13 protein-coding genes, 1 rRNA gene and 1 CRISPR repeat array are annotated in these 15,895 nt (G+C 52.5%); of the genes, 3 read left to right on the top strand and 11 right to left on the bottom strand.

Features of this window, described 5'->3' with window-relative positions; all coding sequences use genetic code 11:
• A 5S ribosomal RNA gene (gene rrf, locus FYJ52_RS08580) occupies positions 1–114 on the top strand; the annotation flags it as partial.
• A 114-nt stretch (positions 115–228) separates the two neighbouring features.
• On the opposite strand, the gene fucO is transcribed toward rrf, so the two are convergent.
• Entirely contained in the window at positions 229–1,377 is a 1,149-nt protein-coding gene (gene fucO / locus FYJ52_RS08575) for a lactaldehyde reductase (RefSeq protein ID WP_154576816.1), read from the bottom strand.
• Between the two features lie 284 nt (positions 1,378–1,661).
• Here fucO and FYJ52_RS08570 point away from each other — a divergent pair, with 284 nt between their 5' ends.
• Positions 1,662–2,459: a carbon-nitrogen hydrolase family protein gene (locus FYJ52_RS08570; RefSeq protein ID WP_154576815.1), complete on the top strand. Its 798-nt coding sequence runs from the start codon at positions 1,662–1,664 to the stop codon at positions 2,457–2,459.
• 55 nt (positions 2,460–2,514) lie between these two features.
• Here FYJ52_RS08570 and FYJ52_RS08565 read toward each other — a convergent pair whose 3' ends face one another.
• From FYJ52_RS08565 to FYJ52_RS08545, 5 genes are all read right to left on the bottom strand, one after another.
• A complete protein-coding gene (locus tag FYJ52_RS08565) occupies positions 2,515–3,366 on the bottom strand; it encodes a class C sortase (protein WP_154576814.1) in 852 nt (283 codons plus the stop codon).
• 68 nt (positions 3,367–3,434) lie between these two features.
• Complete coding sequence (locus FYJ52_RS08560; RefSeq protein ID WP_154576813.1) at positions 3,435–4,160, bottom strand: pilin N-terminal domain-containing protein; 726 nt, start codon at positions 4,158–4,160, stop codon at positions 3,435–3,437.
• 74 nt (positions 4,161–4,234) lie between these two features.
• Positions 4,235–5,734: a SpaA isopeptide-forming pilin-related protein gene (locus FYJ52_RS08555; RefSeq protein ID WP_154576812.1), complete on the bottom strand. Its 1,500-nt coding sequence runs from the start codon at positions 5,732–5,734 to the stop codon at positions 4,235–4,237.
• Between the two features lie 70 nt (positions 5,735–5,804).
• Positions 5,805–7,838 (bottom strand): fibro-slime domain-containing protein, encoded by a 2,034-nt coding sequence (locus FYJ52_RS08550; RefSeq protein ID WP_154576811.1) that lies wholly within the window; start codon positions 7,836–7,838, stop codon positions 5,805–5,807.
• Positions 7,839–7,983: 145 nt separating this feature from the next.
• Positions 7,984–9,213 (bottom strand): AfsR/SARP family transcriptional regulator, encoded by a 1,230-nt coding sequence (locus FYJ52_RS08545; RefSeq protein ID WP_154576810.1) that lies wholly within the window; start codon positions 9,211–9,213, stop codon positions 7,984–7,986.
• Positions 9,214–9,458: 245 nt separating this feature from the next.
• On the opposite strand from FYJ52_RS08545, the gene FYJ52_RS08540 reads away from it, so the two are divergent.
• Positions 9,459–10,193 carry a YdcF family protein gene (locus FYJ52_RS08540; RefSeq protein WP_154576809.1) on the top strand — a complete coding sequence of 245 codons (735 nt, stop codon included), beginning with the start codon at positions 9,459–9,461 and terminating at the stop codon, positions 10,191–10,193.
• Between the two features lie 100 nt (positions 10,194–10,293).
• Positions 10,294–11,602: direct repeats of the CRISPR family, unit length 29 nt; unit sequence AGGATCATCCCCGCGTATGCGGGGAACAC.
• 21 nt (positions 11,603–11,623) lie between these two features.
• On the opposite strand, the gene cas2e is transcribed toward FYJ52_RS08540, so the two are convergent.
• Genes cas2e through cas7e form a run of 5 tightly spaced genes read right to left on the bottom strand, consistent with a single transcriptional unit; the run spans position 11,624 to position 15,883 of the window.
• Positions 11,624–12,526, bottom strand: a complete 903-nt coding sequence (gene cas2e, locus FYJ52_RS08535) for a type I-E CRISPR-associated endoribonuclease Cas2e (RefSeq protein ID WP_154576808.1) — start codon at positions 12,524–12,526, stop codon at positions 11,624–11,626.
• The gene (gene cas1e / locus FYJ52_RS08530; protein WP_154576807.1) at positions 12,523–13,476 is read right to left on the bottom strand and encodes a type I-E CRISPR-associated endonuclease Cas1e; all 954 of its coding nucleotides are present in this window, start codon (positions 13,474–13,476) and stop codon (positions 12,523–12,525) included. The genes cas2e and cas1e overlap by 4 nt, the downstream gene beginning before the upstream one ends.
• Positions 13,473–14,117 (bottom strand): type I-E CRISPR-associated protein Cas6/Cse3/CasE, encoded by a 645-nt coding sequence (cas6e, locus tag FYJ52_RS08525; RefSeq protein WP_205960817.1) that lies wholly within the window; start codon positions 14,115–14,117, stop codon positions 13,473–13,475. Before cas6e ends, cas1e begins: the two co-directional genes overlap by 4 nt.
• 12 nt (positions 14,118–14,129) lie before the next feature.
• Complete coding sequence (gene cas5e, locus FYJ52_RS08520) at positions 14,130–14,819, bottom strand: type I-E CRISPR-associated protein Cas5/CasD (protein ID WP_154576805.1); 690 nt, start codon at positions 14,817–14,819, stop codon at positions 14,130–14,132.
• Entirely contained in the window at positions 14,816–15,883 is a 1,068-nt protein-coding gene (cas7e, locus tag FYJ52_RS08515) for a type I-E CRISPR-associated protein Cas7/Cse4/CasC (protein WP_154576804.1), read from the bottom strand. The genes cas5e and cas7e overlap by 4 nt, the downstream gene beginning before the upstream one ends.
• Between the last annotated feature and the right edge of the window lie 12 nt (positions 15,884–15,895).

The following is a 15,895-nucleotide window of genomic DNA, read 5'->3' as shown; positions in this document are numbered from 1 at the left end:
CGTGACTATAGCAGAGAGGACACACCTGTTCCCATCCCGAACACAGAAGTTAAGCTCTCTTACGTCGAAAGTACTTGGCGGGCAGCTGCCTGGGAGGATAGATCGTTGCGAGGCCTTTTTTTATTGCTCGTTATTATCCAAAACATCAATAATAAAACAAGGTATTCAGGATGACACCTGAATACCTTGTTTTTTAATGAGTAATAAATAGAGACAACAATGAATGGCTTAAGCCATGAGCATGCGGAACATATCTTTAACTTGTTCCGGTGTGGCTTCGCGCGGATTGCCTGGATAGCAGGCGTCTTTCAGCGCGTCTGCGGCGATCTGATCGAGATCTTCTTCGCGGATTTTATCCGTTGTTTTTGGAATGCCGACGTCTTCGCCGAGCTGTTTAACGGCGGCGATAGCAGCATCTTTTGCAGCTTCGGCATCCATGTCATCGATGCCTTCGACGCCCATGGCGCGTCCAACGTCGCGGAGACGGTCGCCGACATAATCGCGGTTGAATTCCATCGCAATCGGCAACAGCATCGCGCAGGCGACCCCGTGTGGCATATCGTAGTGTGCGGACAGGGTGTGGGCCATGGCGTGGTCAATACCGAGGCCAACGTTAGAGAAGCCCATCCCGGCGACGTATTGCCCAAGAGCCATGCCTTCGCGGCCTTCTGGTGTGTTGTTGACAGCACCGCGCAGGTTCTTTGCGATCAGCTTAATGGCTTCCAGATGGAACATGTCAGATAATTCCCAAGCACCCTTTGTGGTGTAGCCTTCAATGGCGTGGGTCAGGGCGTCCATACCGGTTGAAGCTGTCAAGCCTTTCGGCATTGAAGCCATCATGTCCGGGTCGATAATGGCAGTTTCTGGAATATCATCCGGGCCGACGCAAACAAATTTTCTTTCTTTTTCGACATCGGTGATGACGTAGTTGATGGTGACTTCAGCGGCGGTGCCGGCTGTTGTCGGGACAGCGATCGTAGGCACCGCGTGCTTTTTCATCGGCACTTCCCCTTCGAGGGAACGGACATCTTCGTGTTCCGGGTTGTTGATGATGATCCCGATCGCCTTTGCAGTGTCCATTGAGGAGCCGCCGCCGATGGCGATGATGGAATCCGCTTCAGCTTCGCGGAATGCCGCGACCCCATCCTGAACGTTTTGAATGGTCGGGTTCGGTTTGATCCCGGAGTAAACCGTGTAGGCGATACCCGCTTTGTCCAGTAAATCAGTGACCTTTGCGGTGACGCCGAATTTAACGAGATCCGGGTCAGAGGTCACAAAAATTTTCTGCCAGCCATAGCTCTTTACGAGATCTGGAATTACTTCGATTGCGCCGTGTCCGTGATAGGAAGCGCCATTTAAAATAAAACGATTTGCCATAATATTTACCCTCCTTTTGTAATCCGTATTAAGCATGGTTAAAGGATTACAAATCTAATTTCTCTTATTATAGCAGTTGTAATCGTTTCTTTCGTGAACGATACAGACAAGTAACTGTAGAATTTAGTTTTTTACCCTTGTTTTTTATCAACTTCTTCCAAAATTTTCTCGATTTTATCCAGTGGGAGCGTTTTGTCTCTGCCGTGTTTTCTTAAGCGATCATGGTTGTCGCGCAATTTTTCCTTGTGTTATGATAAGGGAAAACGAAACGAAGCGGAGGCTTTATGAAAATAGCGATCGCGCAGATGTGCATGTCCGAGGACATGGCAGCGAATTTGAACAAGACTTTGGCAAAGATCGAGGCAGCGGCAGCCCATGACGCCGATTTAATTCTCTTTCCGGAAATTCAGCTCAGTCCCTTTTTCCCGAAGCACCCGGAGCAGGACGCTTCCCAGTATCGGATGACGATGGACAGCCCGCAGCTCAAAGCAGTACAGGCGGCGTGTGCGGCGCATCATATTTTCGCCTCGCCCAATTTTTATATGGCTTTCGACGGGAAGGCCTATGACACCAGCTTTTTGCTCGACGATACTGGCGCTGTTCTCGGCATGCAGAAGATGGTACATATCGCCCAGTGTCCGGGATTTTACGAGCAGGATTATTACACGCCGGCAGACGACGGGTTCAAGGTATTTGACACGAAAATCGGAAAAATTGGCATTGTCGTCTGTTTTGACCGGCATTATCCCGAAAGTATCCGCACCGAGGCGCTGAAAGGTGCCGAGCTGATTTTGATTCCGACCGCGAACAATATCGACGAACCTGATGCGCTTTTCCAGTGGGAGATCAAAGTTCAGGCCTTTCAAAACAGCGTCTACGCGGCGATGGGCAACCGGGTCGGCACTGAGGATGATATGACTTTTTCCGGACGTTCTCTCGTTGTCGGCCCCGACGGCGAAACGCTGGCACTGGCGGATGACAGCGAGACGATGCTTTACGCGGAGGTTGATCTGGGTCATGCCGCGAACCGGCGCCGGGCGAAGCCTTACACGGGACTGAGGCGGCCGGAGTGGTATGTGTAAATGAAAAAAGACTTATGCTTTTTTGATAGCACAAGTCTTTTTTCTTTGCTCGATTTCAGTTCTTTTTACTTTTTTTGACGGTCCGGTAAATCAGAATTGCAGTGAGCACGGCCAAAGCGGCGGCCATGAACAGCGGCCACCAGCGGTCCCAGTCGAAGCCGTCTTGAATCGGGATGTAGGGAATGCGGTGCCCTCGGACGAGGAGACGGTGGGTATTCACCCCGTAGGGGGTGCAGGTGAGCAGTGTTACGAGATCCATGCCGGGCACAATATCCAGAGCTGAGACCCGATCGGGCTTCACCACTTTGATTTGATCGACCTGGTAAGCGAGGGTTTTCCCGACGACGGTGATGTAAAAACGGTCGCCTTTCTTTATTTTGTCCAGATCGGTGAAGAGTTTGGCCGAGGGCAGGCCACGGTGAGCAGCGAGCACGGCGTGGGTCGAGGGGCCGCCGACGGGCAGGCTCGTGCCCTGGACGTGGCCGACGCCCTTTTTCAGCACCTTGTCGCTGGTGCCGTGGTAGACGGTGAGGCGCAGGTGAATTTTCGGAATGCGCAGGTAGCCCATGATCTCGTCCCCGGCGGGATTGAGCAAGGTGTCGTAGGGATGGTGCAGCACGTAATGGTCGTTTTTGTCGAAGACGTCGCCTTCGATGCTGTTGACGGTGTGCTGGGCGTTGTAAGCTTGCGCTTCGTCGAGGATTTTCTGACGTTTAGCCTTGGAGAGCTTGTTGACCTTGTCCTGGTAGTCTGCAATGGCGACGGCGTTCTGGTGCCGGTTGATGGCGTTGCTGACCATCGGGTAAATGAAAATGCTGAGGCCGGCCACAAAGATGATCAGAATCAGCAGGTTGACGGCCTTGTTTTTTTTAGAAGATGGTTTTTTAGATTGGGTTTGGGAAGTCATAGGCCCCTTTCGCTTTGGAATCATATCAATAAGATCAGTCCATACAAAAAAAGCCGGAAGTCCGGCTTTTATTCAGATTTTAGTCGACGGGCGAGGACAATCAGCGCCGCAGAGGCGATGAGGATTGCGCCGACGCGTTCAAACAACGAGGTGGTATCGCCGGTTTTCACCCGATGTGATTTCGGTTGGCCCGGCGTACTGGGCGTGGGTCTCGCCTTTACTGTGGTTTTGGGATAGATAACCGCATAATAATCCCAGAGGGAATGGCCATTGCCTTGATCGACCCCTTCTGGCACCATGGCAAGGAAGGGCTCGACCTTGTCGTAAGCCGCCGCCTGTCCCGAAGTGCCGGTTTGCACCACGAGGTACATCCCGTAGGGCAGGGATGAAAAACGGGCCGTGCCGTTCGAATCCGTCGTGGCGTTGGCTGCTGGATGGGCTTTCGCGGTGAGTTTTGCAAAAGCGGCTGCGGTCTTTTCTGATGCTGAGGCGGACAGGTGGTCGTAATCGACTGGGTGTGCCTGAAAGGGTGTCAGCGGTGTGAAAACCGCCGTGTTACCCGAAACGCTGAGATCCGCTACGCGGTAAAGGGTGAATTCGGCGCCAGAGATCGCCTTTTGAGTCTTATTATCGTTGAAAATGAAGCGCAGTTCAAGGCTGGCCTTCTGGCCGCTCAAAGGCGGCACGTTGTTGACAGCGGCGTGAACCGGAAAGGCGGCCAGGCATAGGGCAGCCACAGCGGCCAGCAGCGCGGTCAGGAAGCGCCTTTTATTTAAATGACTTCTGAATTTCATAAGCATTTCCTTAAGAACATGTGATGACAAAAGAGCGGGTGTAAACCCGCTCTGCAGGATAATTTCACGTCAGCTTATGCCTGGTTTTTACGGTTTTTGGTGTAGAGCACCACAGCGAGGGCTACGAGTGCGCCGCCGACGATGAGGTAGAAGAAGATCCCGGCGCCGCCGGTTGCGGGCAGTCCGTTGGATTTCGCATCGTTGAACAGAGACGTTTTGTTGGCGTTAGCCGCTGCGACGGTTTTTGTACCATTGGTGTAAGTCGCGGTGTAGGTATTGGTGTTTGTCCCGTTGATGTTGATCTCGTATTCTTTCAGAGTGCCGTCATCATTTAAAGTCGCGCTGATTGTGACAGGGATTTCCGTGGTGTCGAGCTTGTAGCCGGCCGGCGCCTTTGTTTCTTTTAAAATGTAGCTGCCGGCGTCCAGACCGGAAATTTTCATCAGGCCATTGTCGTCCGTGGTGACGGTTTTAGTGACCTTGCCATCTTGGCTGGTCAGGGTGAATTCTGCGCCCTGGAGCGGATTCTTGTCTGTGGTCATGTCGCCGTATGTGGTAGTCGTGATGAGATCACCCTTCTGATCGACGCCGACTTTGACGATATCCTTGGTCTGTTCGGAGTTTTCGCCGTTGATGTCGCCGTCGATGTCAAAGGTGTATTGATGGGTTTGTTTTTCAACGGTCTTGGTGTTGTCCGAGGTGTTCGGGTTGTTGGAATAGGTGACTTTGACTTTATTGGGGTTGTCGGCAAAACCGCTTTGTGCGGCGGTATCCAGAATTGCGTCGTAAGTGATGCTCACGTTTTTTGCGCTGCCGCTGGTCAGGAAATCCTGTTTGAATTCGATGGTGAAAGATTTGTCCGTCTGTGTAACGGTGTAATCTTTATCGGTTGCGCCGGTGACGGTAATGTCACCGGAGAGGGTCATGTTCGTCAGCGTATCGGCGACGGTGTAGGTCGCGTTGGTGTATTCGGCGCCGTAGTTTGGAATGGTCGGGGTGATTTCAAAACTCACTTTATCTCCAGGCGCCAGGGTAACCCCTTTAGCGTTAGATGGTGCGGCGCCATTTTTTTTGGTAATGAATTTTTCGACGCCGGGCTGGGTCTTTTTGGCGTCAGCCGTGGTTTTGTCCAAAGTTTTGGTGCCGTTGGCGCCGTCGTAGTCCGCGCTGACGAGCATCGGGCTGTAGACGTAGGTGGCGTTGGCGCCGTTGGTGACCAGCACGAGGTAAGAACCGGCGGCCGGCGCGGTGGCGGTGTAGTCGCCATTAGATTCCTTAAAGTCGACAGTTTGTAAGTTCAGACCTTTGACCTGACCAGCGATTTTGTTGATTTCTGCCGCCGTTGGTTGTTCCGGGTTTTTAATGCTGATGTTGCTGTTGGCGACGACCCAGTTGCCGGAGCCGTCGTCTTTAACGATTTGATAACCGGTGACGGTATTGCCAGATTCTACACCTTGAATGGTCAGCGTCTGGTCGAAACTGAGCGCATGAACAGGAAGGGCCGCAAAGGCCATCAGTGCTGCGAATAAAATCGCGAACAGGACGATACTTGATTTGCGAATGGTTTTTTGCATGGTTTTTCTCCTTTGTGTTTATGGATTTAGAGGGGATTCATTTCGTGTTGCACGATCTAAATGGTCAGGATCAAGAATGATTTTGATACAGTTGTTTTCGCGCTGCGGCCCATCCGAAGGCGATGAGCATCAGAAGACCGCCGGCGAGGAGCCATTTGTCAATGCCGGAGCCGCCGGTTTTTGGCAGCGCGTGAGTTTTTTTGTTGGTAATGGTCACGGCCAGGCTGCTGCCGCTGTTGTTATTGGTGTAGCTGGCGATATAGCCGGCTGGCGCATCCACTTCCTTTACTTGATAAGTGTACGTCGTGCTGCCGCTGCGCACCAGCATATTGGAGAAGGTGTGCTGCCAGTTATTAGAAGCCTCAGCGGTGAAAACTGCCTTGCCGTCGGCGTCTTGCCAGACGGTGTCCGAGGTGGTGCCGTCGGCGTGGTGCGCAGTTTGGATGATCTGGAACTTGACGCTCGAAATGGCGCCATCGGCGTTGCTGTTGTCCGCCCAGACTTTTGTCACGGTGAGGGGTTTGGTGGCCTCGCGGATGTGGTTGGTGAAGGTCAGCGCGTTGGTCGAGCTGCTCGCGGAGAGGTCGCTGCTCGCGGCGTCGGCTGTTTGGCCGTCGGTGAGGGTTTGGGTCTTTGAATCGCTGCCGCTGATCGCGACCTTGTCAAAGTCGCTGCCACTGACGCCGGTTTCGATGATGCGGTATTTCCAGGTGGACTGGACGTCGATGAGCTGAGCTGTCTGATTCGGTTTCAAGGTGAAGGTGCCGTCGCTGACGTCAGAGGTGTCCCCGTCGATCACTTTCTGCCCGGTGTAGGGTTCCCACGTCGAGCTGTTTGGCCGCTGGATTTCGGCTTTGTAGTGGAAGTCCTGTTTTGAATAAGCGTCGGCAGTGGTGCCGTCCACCCTTTTCGTGACGCTCACGGTTCGAGTGATGATGTTCATCGTCATGGAGAGGTTGGACAAATAGCCGCCCCGTTCCAGATAAAACATTTTAATCGTGTGGGGTTTGTTGTTTTCCCAATGGTCGCTGAAGATTTGGCTGAGGGTCGTGGTGGTTGTGGTAGAAGCCTTGTTCACCGGGTTAGTCTGCACCTGTCCGGTAGCAAAATTAATCTGACCGTGTTGCGCATTGTGAATGCCGCCTAAATCGAGGACGAGGACGTCGTCGATGAAGAGCCACATGTCGTCGTCGCCGCTGTAGTCGAAGGTGGCGTCCTGGCCGTCGTCCAGCTTTCCGTCTTTGGGCAGAGAGAATTGGGCGCTCATGGTCATCCCAAAATGGTGGTCGTAGCGATTGGCGACTGCCGCGTAGTTGTGAGTATCGGTTTTGGTAGCGTCGTAATCGTCAAAAGGGAAGAAGCCGACTATTGCACCATCATCGTTTTTAAAGGTGCTATTGTATACCTTGAAGCTGCCGCCGTTTCCCTGGGAGGGGTCGTAGTAGGCGTAGTTATTATTGCTGTTGTAGCTATAGGTGCCGTTTTGATCTTTGGTCATCAGACCGGTGACGTTTTGATAAACGGTTTTGCCGTAGATTTTGGCATTGGTGGTGTCGTTGTTGAAAAGGTAGCTGAGGCTTTCGCCATTGGTGCGCAGCGTCGTGGCGTCGTTGGTGAGCACCGGGTAGCCGTCGCTGCCCAAGCTGCTCTGAACAATGCCGGTCCGAGGCGCATTGCCGGAAGAATTGTTGAGGGTGTCGCCCCCTTTGCCGCTGGAAGAAAACAAGAGACGGCGAAATTCGCCGGTATTGTAGTTGCAGTTGATACCGGACTTACTGTGGGCCCCTCTGGTCTGCCAATTGATGGATGAGGTGTCGCCTTTTTTAAGCTGGCAGCCAAGATCTCCAGGGGCAACTTCGTTGGGATATTCATCCAGATAATATTTGCTGGCGTCGTTCTGGCCATCGTATCCGGAATAGTCGAACAGATTTAAGGTGATGCCGTCCTGGCGGTTGTCGGCGGTGGCGATGGTGTCAGGCTGCTTGTCGGCAGCCTGGACGCGGGGCGTGATGAAACCGAGCAGAATGGTCAAAACGAGCAAAAAAACAGCGCCGGCCCCGACGATAAACGGCGTGTATGCGAGTTGAGACCTGCTTTTTTTCATTGCTGTATCCTTTCTTTAGTGTTTTTTAGAAAGGATACAATTTACAGATCACAAAAATATCACATTTATTAAGAAAACAGAGAAAAATTTTAAAAAGCAAAAAAAATTAAAAAACCTTAAATAATACTTAGCAGAAAGGAGCGAATCACGAATTAATATGTGTGTGGGGGGGGGGTAATGGATTACAACGGGAAAGCGGCTGTGATTCGAGGGTATAAGCCGTTTGGCCCAAATCCAGATCGAGATGGCTGCACAGTCTGCGGGCAAGCTGTTCAGCTTTCTCCGGACGCTGGACCGGCAAAAGGATGAGGAATTGATTGTCCGCGCATTGGGTGTAGACTGTGTCTTCGCAGAGGATGTGGGAGAGCCTGGCCTTGACCACCATCATCGCGGCATGACGGTTTTGACCGTTATTAAAGCAGGACGCGTCCTTCAACGTGATTAAGATCAGATAGAAAAAGGATGTGGGAACTTGATCAGCGTTAGAAACGATAGTATATATTTTTCTGAAAACAGGGTACTCACAGTATAAAGCACCGTTTTCCGATGCGGCATCAAGCTTCGCCATGATCGTTTCCAGAGAATGGTGATGGACGGGTGCCGTAGAAGGCGAGGCGGCTGCGATGACTTCAGCCTGAAGCTTAAAGGTATCCGGTGAGGGTTCGATTTCCAGGGTGTGGCGGAAAAAATCAATCAGCCACTGGCAGTAGGACACCGCCTGAGGGAAAAGCCTGCAGGATAATAGCGCACGGATGATGGCTTGGTGCAGACTTTCGTCGATGTAGGCATTAGAGATGGCTGAGAGGGCAATGGATTCGAGATCGGCACGGTGCTGGCGGGCGGCGAGATCATTGGCGAGGACTTTCAGCATTTCTGTCATGGCGAGACGGAAATAGACCGACCGTTGCCGAACCCATTCGTAGCGGGATTGAGCCAATTTGTTGAAATCACCGGCGTATAATTCCATGAGTTTAAGGCCCAGATCGATTCGGCCGTCGATGTCTTCGGAAAGTTTAAATCGCCTGTAGAGGGCATCGAAGGTTTGGGTATCGACTTGTAAGGGAATTGCGGGATTCCATTGATAGCCGCCGGGGCGGGAGAGGATGAAGGTGTCCTCGGGCCAGATGTCGGACAGGGCCTGGCGGATCCGGTAAATGAGGTTGCGCAGAGCCCCCTCTGGTTTTTTTGAATGGGAACAGAAAAGTTCAGACAAGGCGCTCACAGAGCTGACCTGATCGCGATGAATGATGAGATAAGCCAATAGCACCGATCGGCGCAAGGGCATTGCTTCTTTGGAAAACAAGGTCTTGCCCTTGTAGCGCATGGTAAATTGTTTGAATAACTGGACGGTTACGGTGTTGAAATCAATGGTCATAATAGCTCTCTATTTTCTTCATTCTGTATCTTATTTATAGTTCATTCTTGCAAATTCAAATTAAGGAGACCTTAATTTAATTAAGAAACTTTGTCAAAAATTAAAACCGCTAAAAATATTTATATTGAAAAAAACAGCACAGCTGTCAGCCGTTGAGGATTGACACGGATTTAAAGGATCATGATACAATAAAAGCATCATGAAAAAGAGGAGATTGAGTATGAAAACGGGGGGGAGGCGTGAAAATGAAAATACTGATAGGGCTGGCGGCATTATCGTGCCTTTACGGCGTGCTGATCCTCAGTCTCGCGTCGGGAACGAAGTTTTATCTCATTTGGTTCGCGGTCGGCGCCCTTTGCGCATTGGCAGCGGCAGGGATACACAGCGGTGCGTGGGGCCGGCTGCCAGCGGGTGTGCGGATTGCGGTTGGCGTGGTGCTGGCGGCGGTTGTTGTGGGCATTGCGGCGATGTGCGCGCTGATCAGCACGCAGTTCCACGCTAAAGCGCCGAAACATCTCGACGCGATCGTCGTGCTCGGTGCCCAGGTGAGAGCGGCGGGGCCGAGCCGGGTCCTGGCCTACCGGTTGGATACAGCGGCCGATTATCTCAAGGCGCATCCGGAAACGCAGTGCATCGTCTCCGGCGGGCGCGGCGCCAACGAGCCGGAAACCGAAGCGTCGGCCATGCGCCGGTATTTGATCCGGAAAGGCATTGCGCCGAAACGCATCCAAATGGAAGACCGGTCGCAGAACACGGTTGAGAACATCCGGTATTCGGCCAGGCTGATGCAGATCAAGACGGACCACATCGGCATTGTGACAAATAATTTCCACGTCTATCGCGGACTGCGCCTTGCGAAAAAGGCCGGCTACCGCCATGTGTACGGCATCGCCGCACCCTCAACCCCGCTGTACCTGCCGAATAATATGCTGAGGGAAGTGTTGGGCGTGGTGAAAGATAAAATAGCGGGGAATATATAAAAATTTAACTGCGATCTAGTAGGGCGAAGATTTACAATAGAATTCACTCCTGCGTGTGCAGAGAACACTTCGATTTTTAGAAAGTACGGATTGACATTAAGGGATCATCCCCGCGTGCGCGGGGAACACTAAGTGTCGTACTAGTGCCGTAATCGATTTAGGATCATCCCCGCGTATGCGGGGAACACTGACTTGACGCGCCCCCGATGTCGAGGCTATAAGGATCATCCCCGCGTATGCGGGGAACACGCGCGCCGATACGCGACGTCAGGCAGGCAGATAGGATCATCCCCGCGTATGCGGGGAACACACGGCCGCGGGGCGCCTTGCTGCCGCGGCCTTAGGATCATCCCCGCGTATGCGGGGAACACAGCTATCAGCTAAAAGCGGAAAAGGCAGAATCAGGATCATCCCCGCGTATGCGGGGAACACGCTCACCGCGTACCGAAGGCGGCAGCTTGTAGAGGATCATCCCCGCGTATGCGGGGAACACTATTCATATACCCCTCTGGGGTACATTGGCAAAGGATCATCCCCGCGTATGCGGGGAACACAACAAAACGGTCAGCGTGCGCCGGGCGGTCACAGGATCATCCCCGCGTATGCGGGGAACACTTTCTGGGTCCTCTATATTGAGGGCGATTATAATGGATCATCCCCGCGTATGCGGGGAACACTTAACGGATCCGCGATTTCTGAAATCGGAAAAAGGATCATCCCCGCGTATGCGGGGAACACCGACGGCGGTACTCGGCGCGTCGCTGGGGTCCAGGATCATCCCCGCGTATGCGGGGAACACTGACGTCGTTCGTACCGGACGACGCGGTCCCTGGGATCATCCCCGCGTATGCGGGGAACACCTAGTCGGTTTGTGGTGCCGGTGACCTGCGAAAGGATCATCCCCGCGTATGCGGGGAACACTGCAAAAAGATCAGAAATGGTATACCGATCAGGGGATCATCCCCGCGTATGCGGGGAACACTCTACTTTATATGCTGACTCCATCGCAGGCGCGGGATCATCCCCGCGTATGCGGGGAACACATCGAAATTGCGGTCAACACCACGTCGCTGGAAGGATCATCCCCGCGTATGCGGGGAACACCAGACGCCCCCGGCTCACTGTTGCGATTTTTTAGGATCATCCCCGCGTATGCGGGGAACACGAAATGACCGCCCATTTTTGGGCGGCCGTGTGAGGATCATCCCCGCGTATGCGGGGAACACACAGCAAAGCCAATTTCGCGTCGGGCGCACTGAGGATCATCCCCGCGTATGCGGGGAACACGGACGTGCGTGGTCGGTATCGACTTCGCGAAAAGGATCATCCCCGCGTATGCGGGGAACACTCCGTCGACAGCTTCTGATTGATGCCGGTGATAGGATCATCCCCGCGTATGCGGGGAACACACTAACGAAACACTTGATTTTTCAGTGTTCCTGATTTTGTTGGATCCCATTTTCATTTAACTTCTGATAAACCTGATGGGTTAATTCGCAGTCGTCGAGTGCACGATGCGCCTGCTGCGGCAAGTCAAAAAACGTGGCAAGGGTTTCGAGTTTATAATTTGGACTGAACCGCCACTGCTGTTTGGCTGTTTTCATGACGTCGACGCAAGTGTTGGTGGGTGCTTCGATGCCGCAGGTTTGGCAGGCATGCATCAGAAATCCCATATCAAAATGAGCATTGTAAATCAGAAGCCGATCCTTTCCGATAAATTTGAGAAATGCAGTTAAGGCTGATTTAAGTTCAGTCCCTTCTTTCAACATTGTTTCTGGGGTGATGCCTGTCAGTTCGATGATATCAGGCGATAGCGGCCGGTCGGTTCGCACCAGCTGGCTGAAGCCTTTTTCTGGGACATTATGCCGGACGCGCAGCGCACCAAACTCAATAATAGCATCTTGCTCAATGTCGAGCCCGGTTGTCTCCAGATCGATCACGGTGTAATCACTGAATGTCCTTAATTGACGCCGAGCTGCATTTTTTCGTTTGACCATTCTTCGGATACTCGCTTTACTTTTGAGATTATTTTTATCATCGTACGGAACAGCAGTAGCTCCAGCTAAGGGATGGCGCATGAGTGTGATCCCGTCAAAATCCACAGGCTCCCAAGTGGAGTGCCAGACGTGAAAGGCCATGCCCTGTTCGTTGGCGGCAGGATAAACCATGGTTGCGCGTCCAGTTTTTAAGTGCTCGCAGATACGCGTCCAAAGCGCTTCGCGAACACGGGCCGAGACCTGCCCGACATACACGCCGGTATTGATTTCGCACAGCCATTTGGTTAAGTCGCCCCTGAGTTTGGGCGGGCAATCGGTTAATGTGATGACAATCATGGGGAGGACGCCTCTTCATCATCTCGGTACTGCTTGCCGTTGTCAACTAGCCCTGCTTTATTATCCCAGAGATAGACTGCTTTTTTCAAGGGGACTGGATGATCAGGGTCTTGAAGCAGCCATTGAATATCGTGAACCATACGTTCGAGAATATGCGCTTTGACCATTTCATCCCGGACGCGATGGCGAACGGTTCGTTCCAAATCGATTGGATTGGTGCCAGCGGCTTCGAAGGCGACAGGAATAGTGATTTCGGCCTTATATAAATCCGCAATATCGTAAACAAAGGAGGCGTCGTGACCGACATGGACAAAACCGAGACCGGGCGAGCAGCCGAGGGCGGCGATTACGGCGTGGGCCAGACCGTAGAGGCAGGCATTGCCCATGGATAAGGCTTTATTGACGGCGTCGCCAGCTTCAAAATTTTCTGGATCGTAAGTGCGGCCGGACCACGGCACGTGCCATTGCTTTGATGATTTTTGATAAACGCGTCGGATACGGCTGCCTTCCCGTCCGCGAAGCTGCTGCATGGTCAGTTTTGAAACATCTTCGTCGGGAAAGCGGAGTTGATACATTTTACGCGCGACATCCAGGTGCATGCGCTGGTGACTGACCATTTTAGCTTGCTGTACGAGAAGCGCGGATCGGTGTGTCAGCGGCTGTCCGCTGGCGTAATAACGTACGCCGTGCTCACCGCACCAGACGATGGTGACGCCGCTGTCGCCGATTAATTCCATGGCACGGTGTGTGACGTTGGTTCCGGGGCCAAAGAGCAGAACTGAAATGGACGCAGCCGGAATATAGACGACGCCCTTTTTGTCTGTGACGGTGATTGCGCTGTCTCGACGGTTGATATCGCAATGCTCTAGATAGATAAAGGTCATGCGATCTCGAATTTGTGGAAGGGATGAAAGGTCAGGCTGTTTCATCCCCGGGATCTGGCCGCTCATGGGCGTTGTCCGGCGACGGTTAATAGCCCGAGGCCGAAGGCCTTTTCGCGGCCGAGGCCTTCGATTAACGTTTGGCGAAAGGCTTCGGCATTTGTGATCCGAAGCCCCCCTTCGTAGGTGACCGCGACAATCGAGATGCGATATCTGTGATTTTTACCCTTTCTGAACGAGAAGGTCCGGTCTTCGACAATTTGAAAATCATTGTCTGTTAACGCAAAACCGTGTTTGGTGCCCTGCTCGATCAGCCAGCGTTTTTGGTTTTCGGGCGAGACGTGCGGGAAAACCTTGCCGCGAACACCTTTCCCATTTTTTCGTTGTGGCACGGCGTGGGTCGGATTAGCCACCAGGCGGAAATGCCATTGGCTGCCAGACTCAATGCGGTTCAGCAGCGGGGTGTAATCTTTGGTGAGGGCAGCATTTGGGTGGTCGTCGTAACCAAATTGAGCGACGGCGGCGGTTAAATCCGGCGGCGTTTCACTGACCAACAGGAGATAACGCTGCCCGTGCAGTGTGTCGATACGCCAAAGTTTGCGCGTCCGCGGACCGGAAAACGCATGTTCAACCGTACCGTGAAATAAATTGGGATTGGCTAAAGCCATCATGGTTTTGCGCTTGGATGGATTGAGCGCTATTCTTGACATGTACATGGATCATCACCTCAATTCGCTGAAGGGATCGTGTTCCGTTTCAATCGGTTCTCCCTTCATCTGAGTCAAATCCCATTCGGCCGCGTAGCGGTAAGTGTATTGCCTACGAATTGGGCTATAAGAAATCGGGACGTCTTTAAGCCGGTGAAAAGGGCGTCTGCCCGGAGTGGTTGTTTCGATGACGAGACGAAGATTGGGATCGAGCTGTTTCTGGTGCCAGTCTGCAGCCTGCCAGGGCTCGTTTTGAAGCGCAGGGATCAGTGCAGTGTCTCGGATGCCGAGAGAAAGCGGCAGTGTTGGCGGACACGCGCGCCGGCCTAGAAACAACGGATAAACCGGATGATGCAAAGCCTCTTCCAACTGTTTGATGAGATTGGCATCTTTCGATTCAAGGCCAACGGTGAACACCGCATCGCATAAATATTGCCGCCGTGTAATATCGCTTTGTTTATCGCCGTGGGCTGTATGAAAGTCTTCAATCATTTCTCCGGGCTGATCGACGCGAACGCCCATAGTTAAGCTTTCGTTTAAATGCTGGATATCGTGATCTGCGGTGCGTGGCAGCCCTAGAGCTGACGCCAGCAGTCCGATCACGCCGCTTTTTGTTGGCACCGTGTATGTTCGCCGTACGTTAAATTTCGAATCGTCGCCCCAGGATTGCAGTGGGGCAGCGAGACGCAGCAGGAGCGTGCTCATTGTACGCTCCTGAGAACTTTTTCGAGATAGGTCTGGAGATCGTCAAACACCTGAGACAGCGGTTCCGTATCGATGAGCGTTGCGGTTCCGTCACCGGTTCCAAAGGCGGCTGCGGGCGCTTCTGCAAAGTTTGTATATACTTTTTGGGTGTAGTCATTAAAAGCGCTTTCCGATCCTTTGACGTAACCCTCCGCTTTGCTTCGGACAGGCCGTTCAAAAGCCCCGCAGAGATTGATGGGTTGATCACGCCGTACGGTGATGTAGACGTCGTCTGGCACCGTGAAATTGGCGTAGGCGTTGATTTTTCCAGTTGGCATGGACTGAACAAAAGCCCGTGCAAAATCGCTGACTGCTTCTGCGGTGCGCTCCCCTGCAAATTTTTTTAGCTCACTGACGTTGATGGTGGCGTAACGATACAGTGTGGCGGAATTGAATTCAGTTGTTCCGAGATGCCCTGCTCCAGCATTATCTTCTGAAGAACAGTCGTCGACAGCGGTAAAATAATCGTATTCGGTGTGCACGGTATGTGTCGAGATACTGTGAGCAACCTGCACCGTTGCGTCGTAATTCAAAGAAGGATCGCTGGCGACCATTCGGCCAAACATCACCATATCGATAGAAGGATGAATTTTCAAAGCTTCAGCGTATTTCTTTTTGCCAGTTTCACCTGAAACGGCTAATTCTGCAAGAGCTTTGACTTGTTCGTTGCTGATAAAAAACAAGGCGTCAGTCCCTTTGTCGGCCGATTTTATTTTAAGCCCCGCATTTTTCAATGCGTTTTCAGCCATTTTGAGTGTTTTTTCTTCGTCGAGATCAGCGCGAAGTTCGTGAATCGCGTCGGCGACGAGCCCTACAATGCGTTTTGTGCGCTTGCCTAAATCGAATTCTGGGATGTGTGTGGTGAAATATTCGCGAATCGCGTGTTTCCAGGATTGGGAAGAAACTCTGGCGCGAGTGGTGCCGCCGTAAACGGCGGTTTTAGGACGCCCGGTGTCGTCGCGGTTAACGCAGGACGGCGGAACGGTTTGTAAAACGTGAAAATCGACAAATAATCTGTTGTTCATAATATTAACCTT

The organism is Pseudoramibacter porci (genome assembly GCF_009696145.1).
Lineage (GTDB): Bacteria > Bacillota > Clostridia > Eubacteriales > Eubacteriaceae > Pseudoramibacter > Pseudoramibacter porci.
Note: the sequence above shows the minus strand (reverse complement) of the source record. Positions and strands in the feature narration are given on the sequence as shown.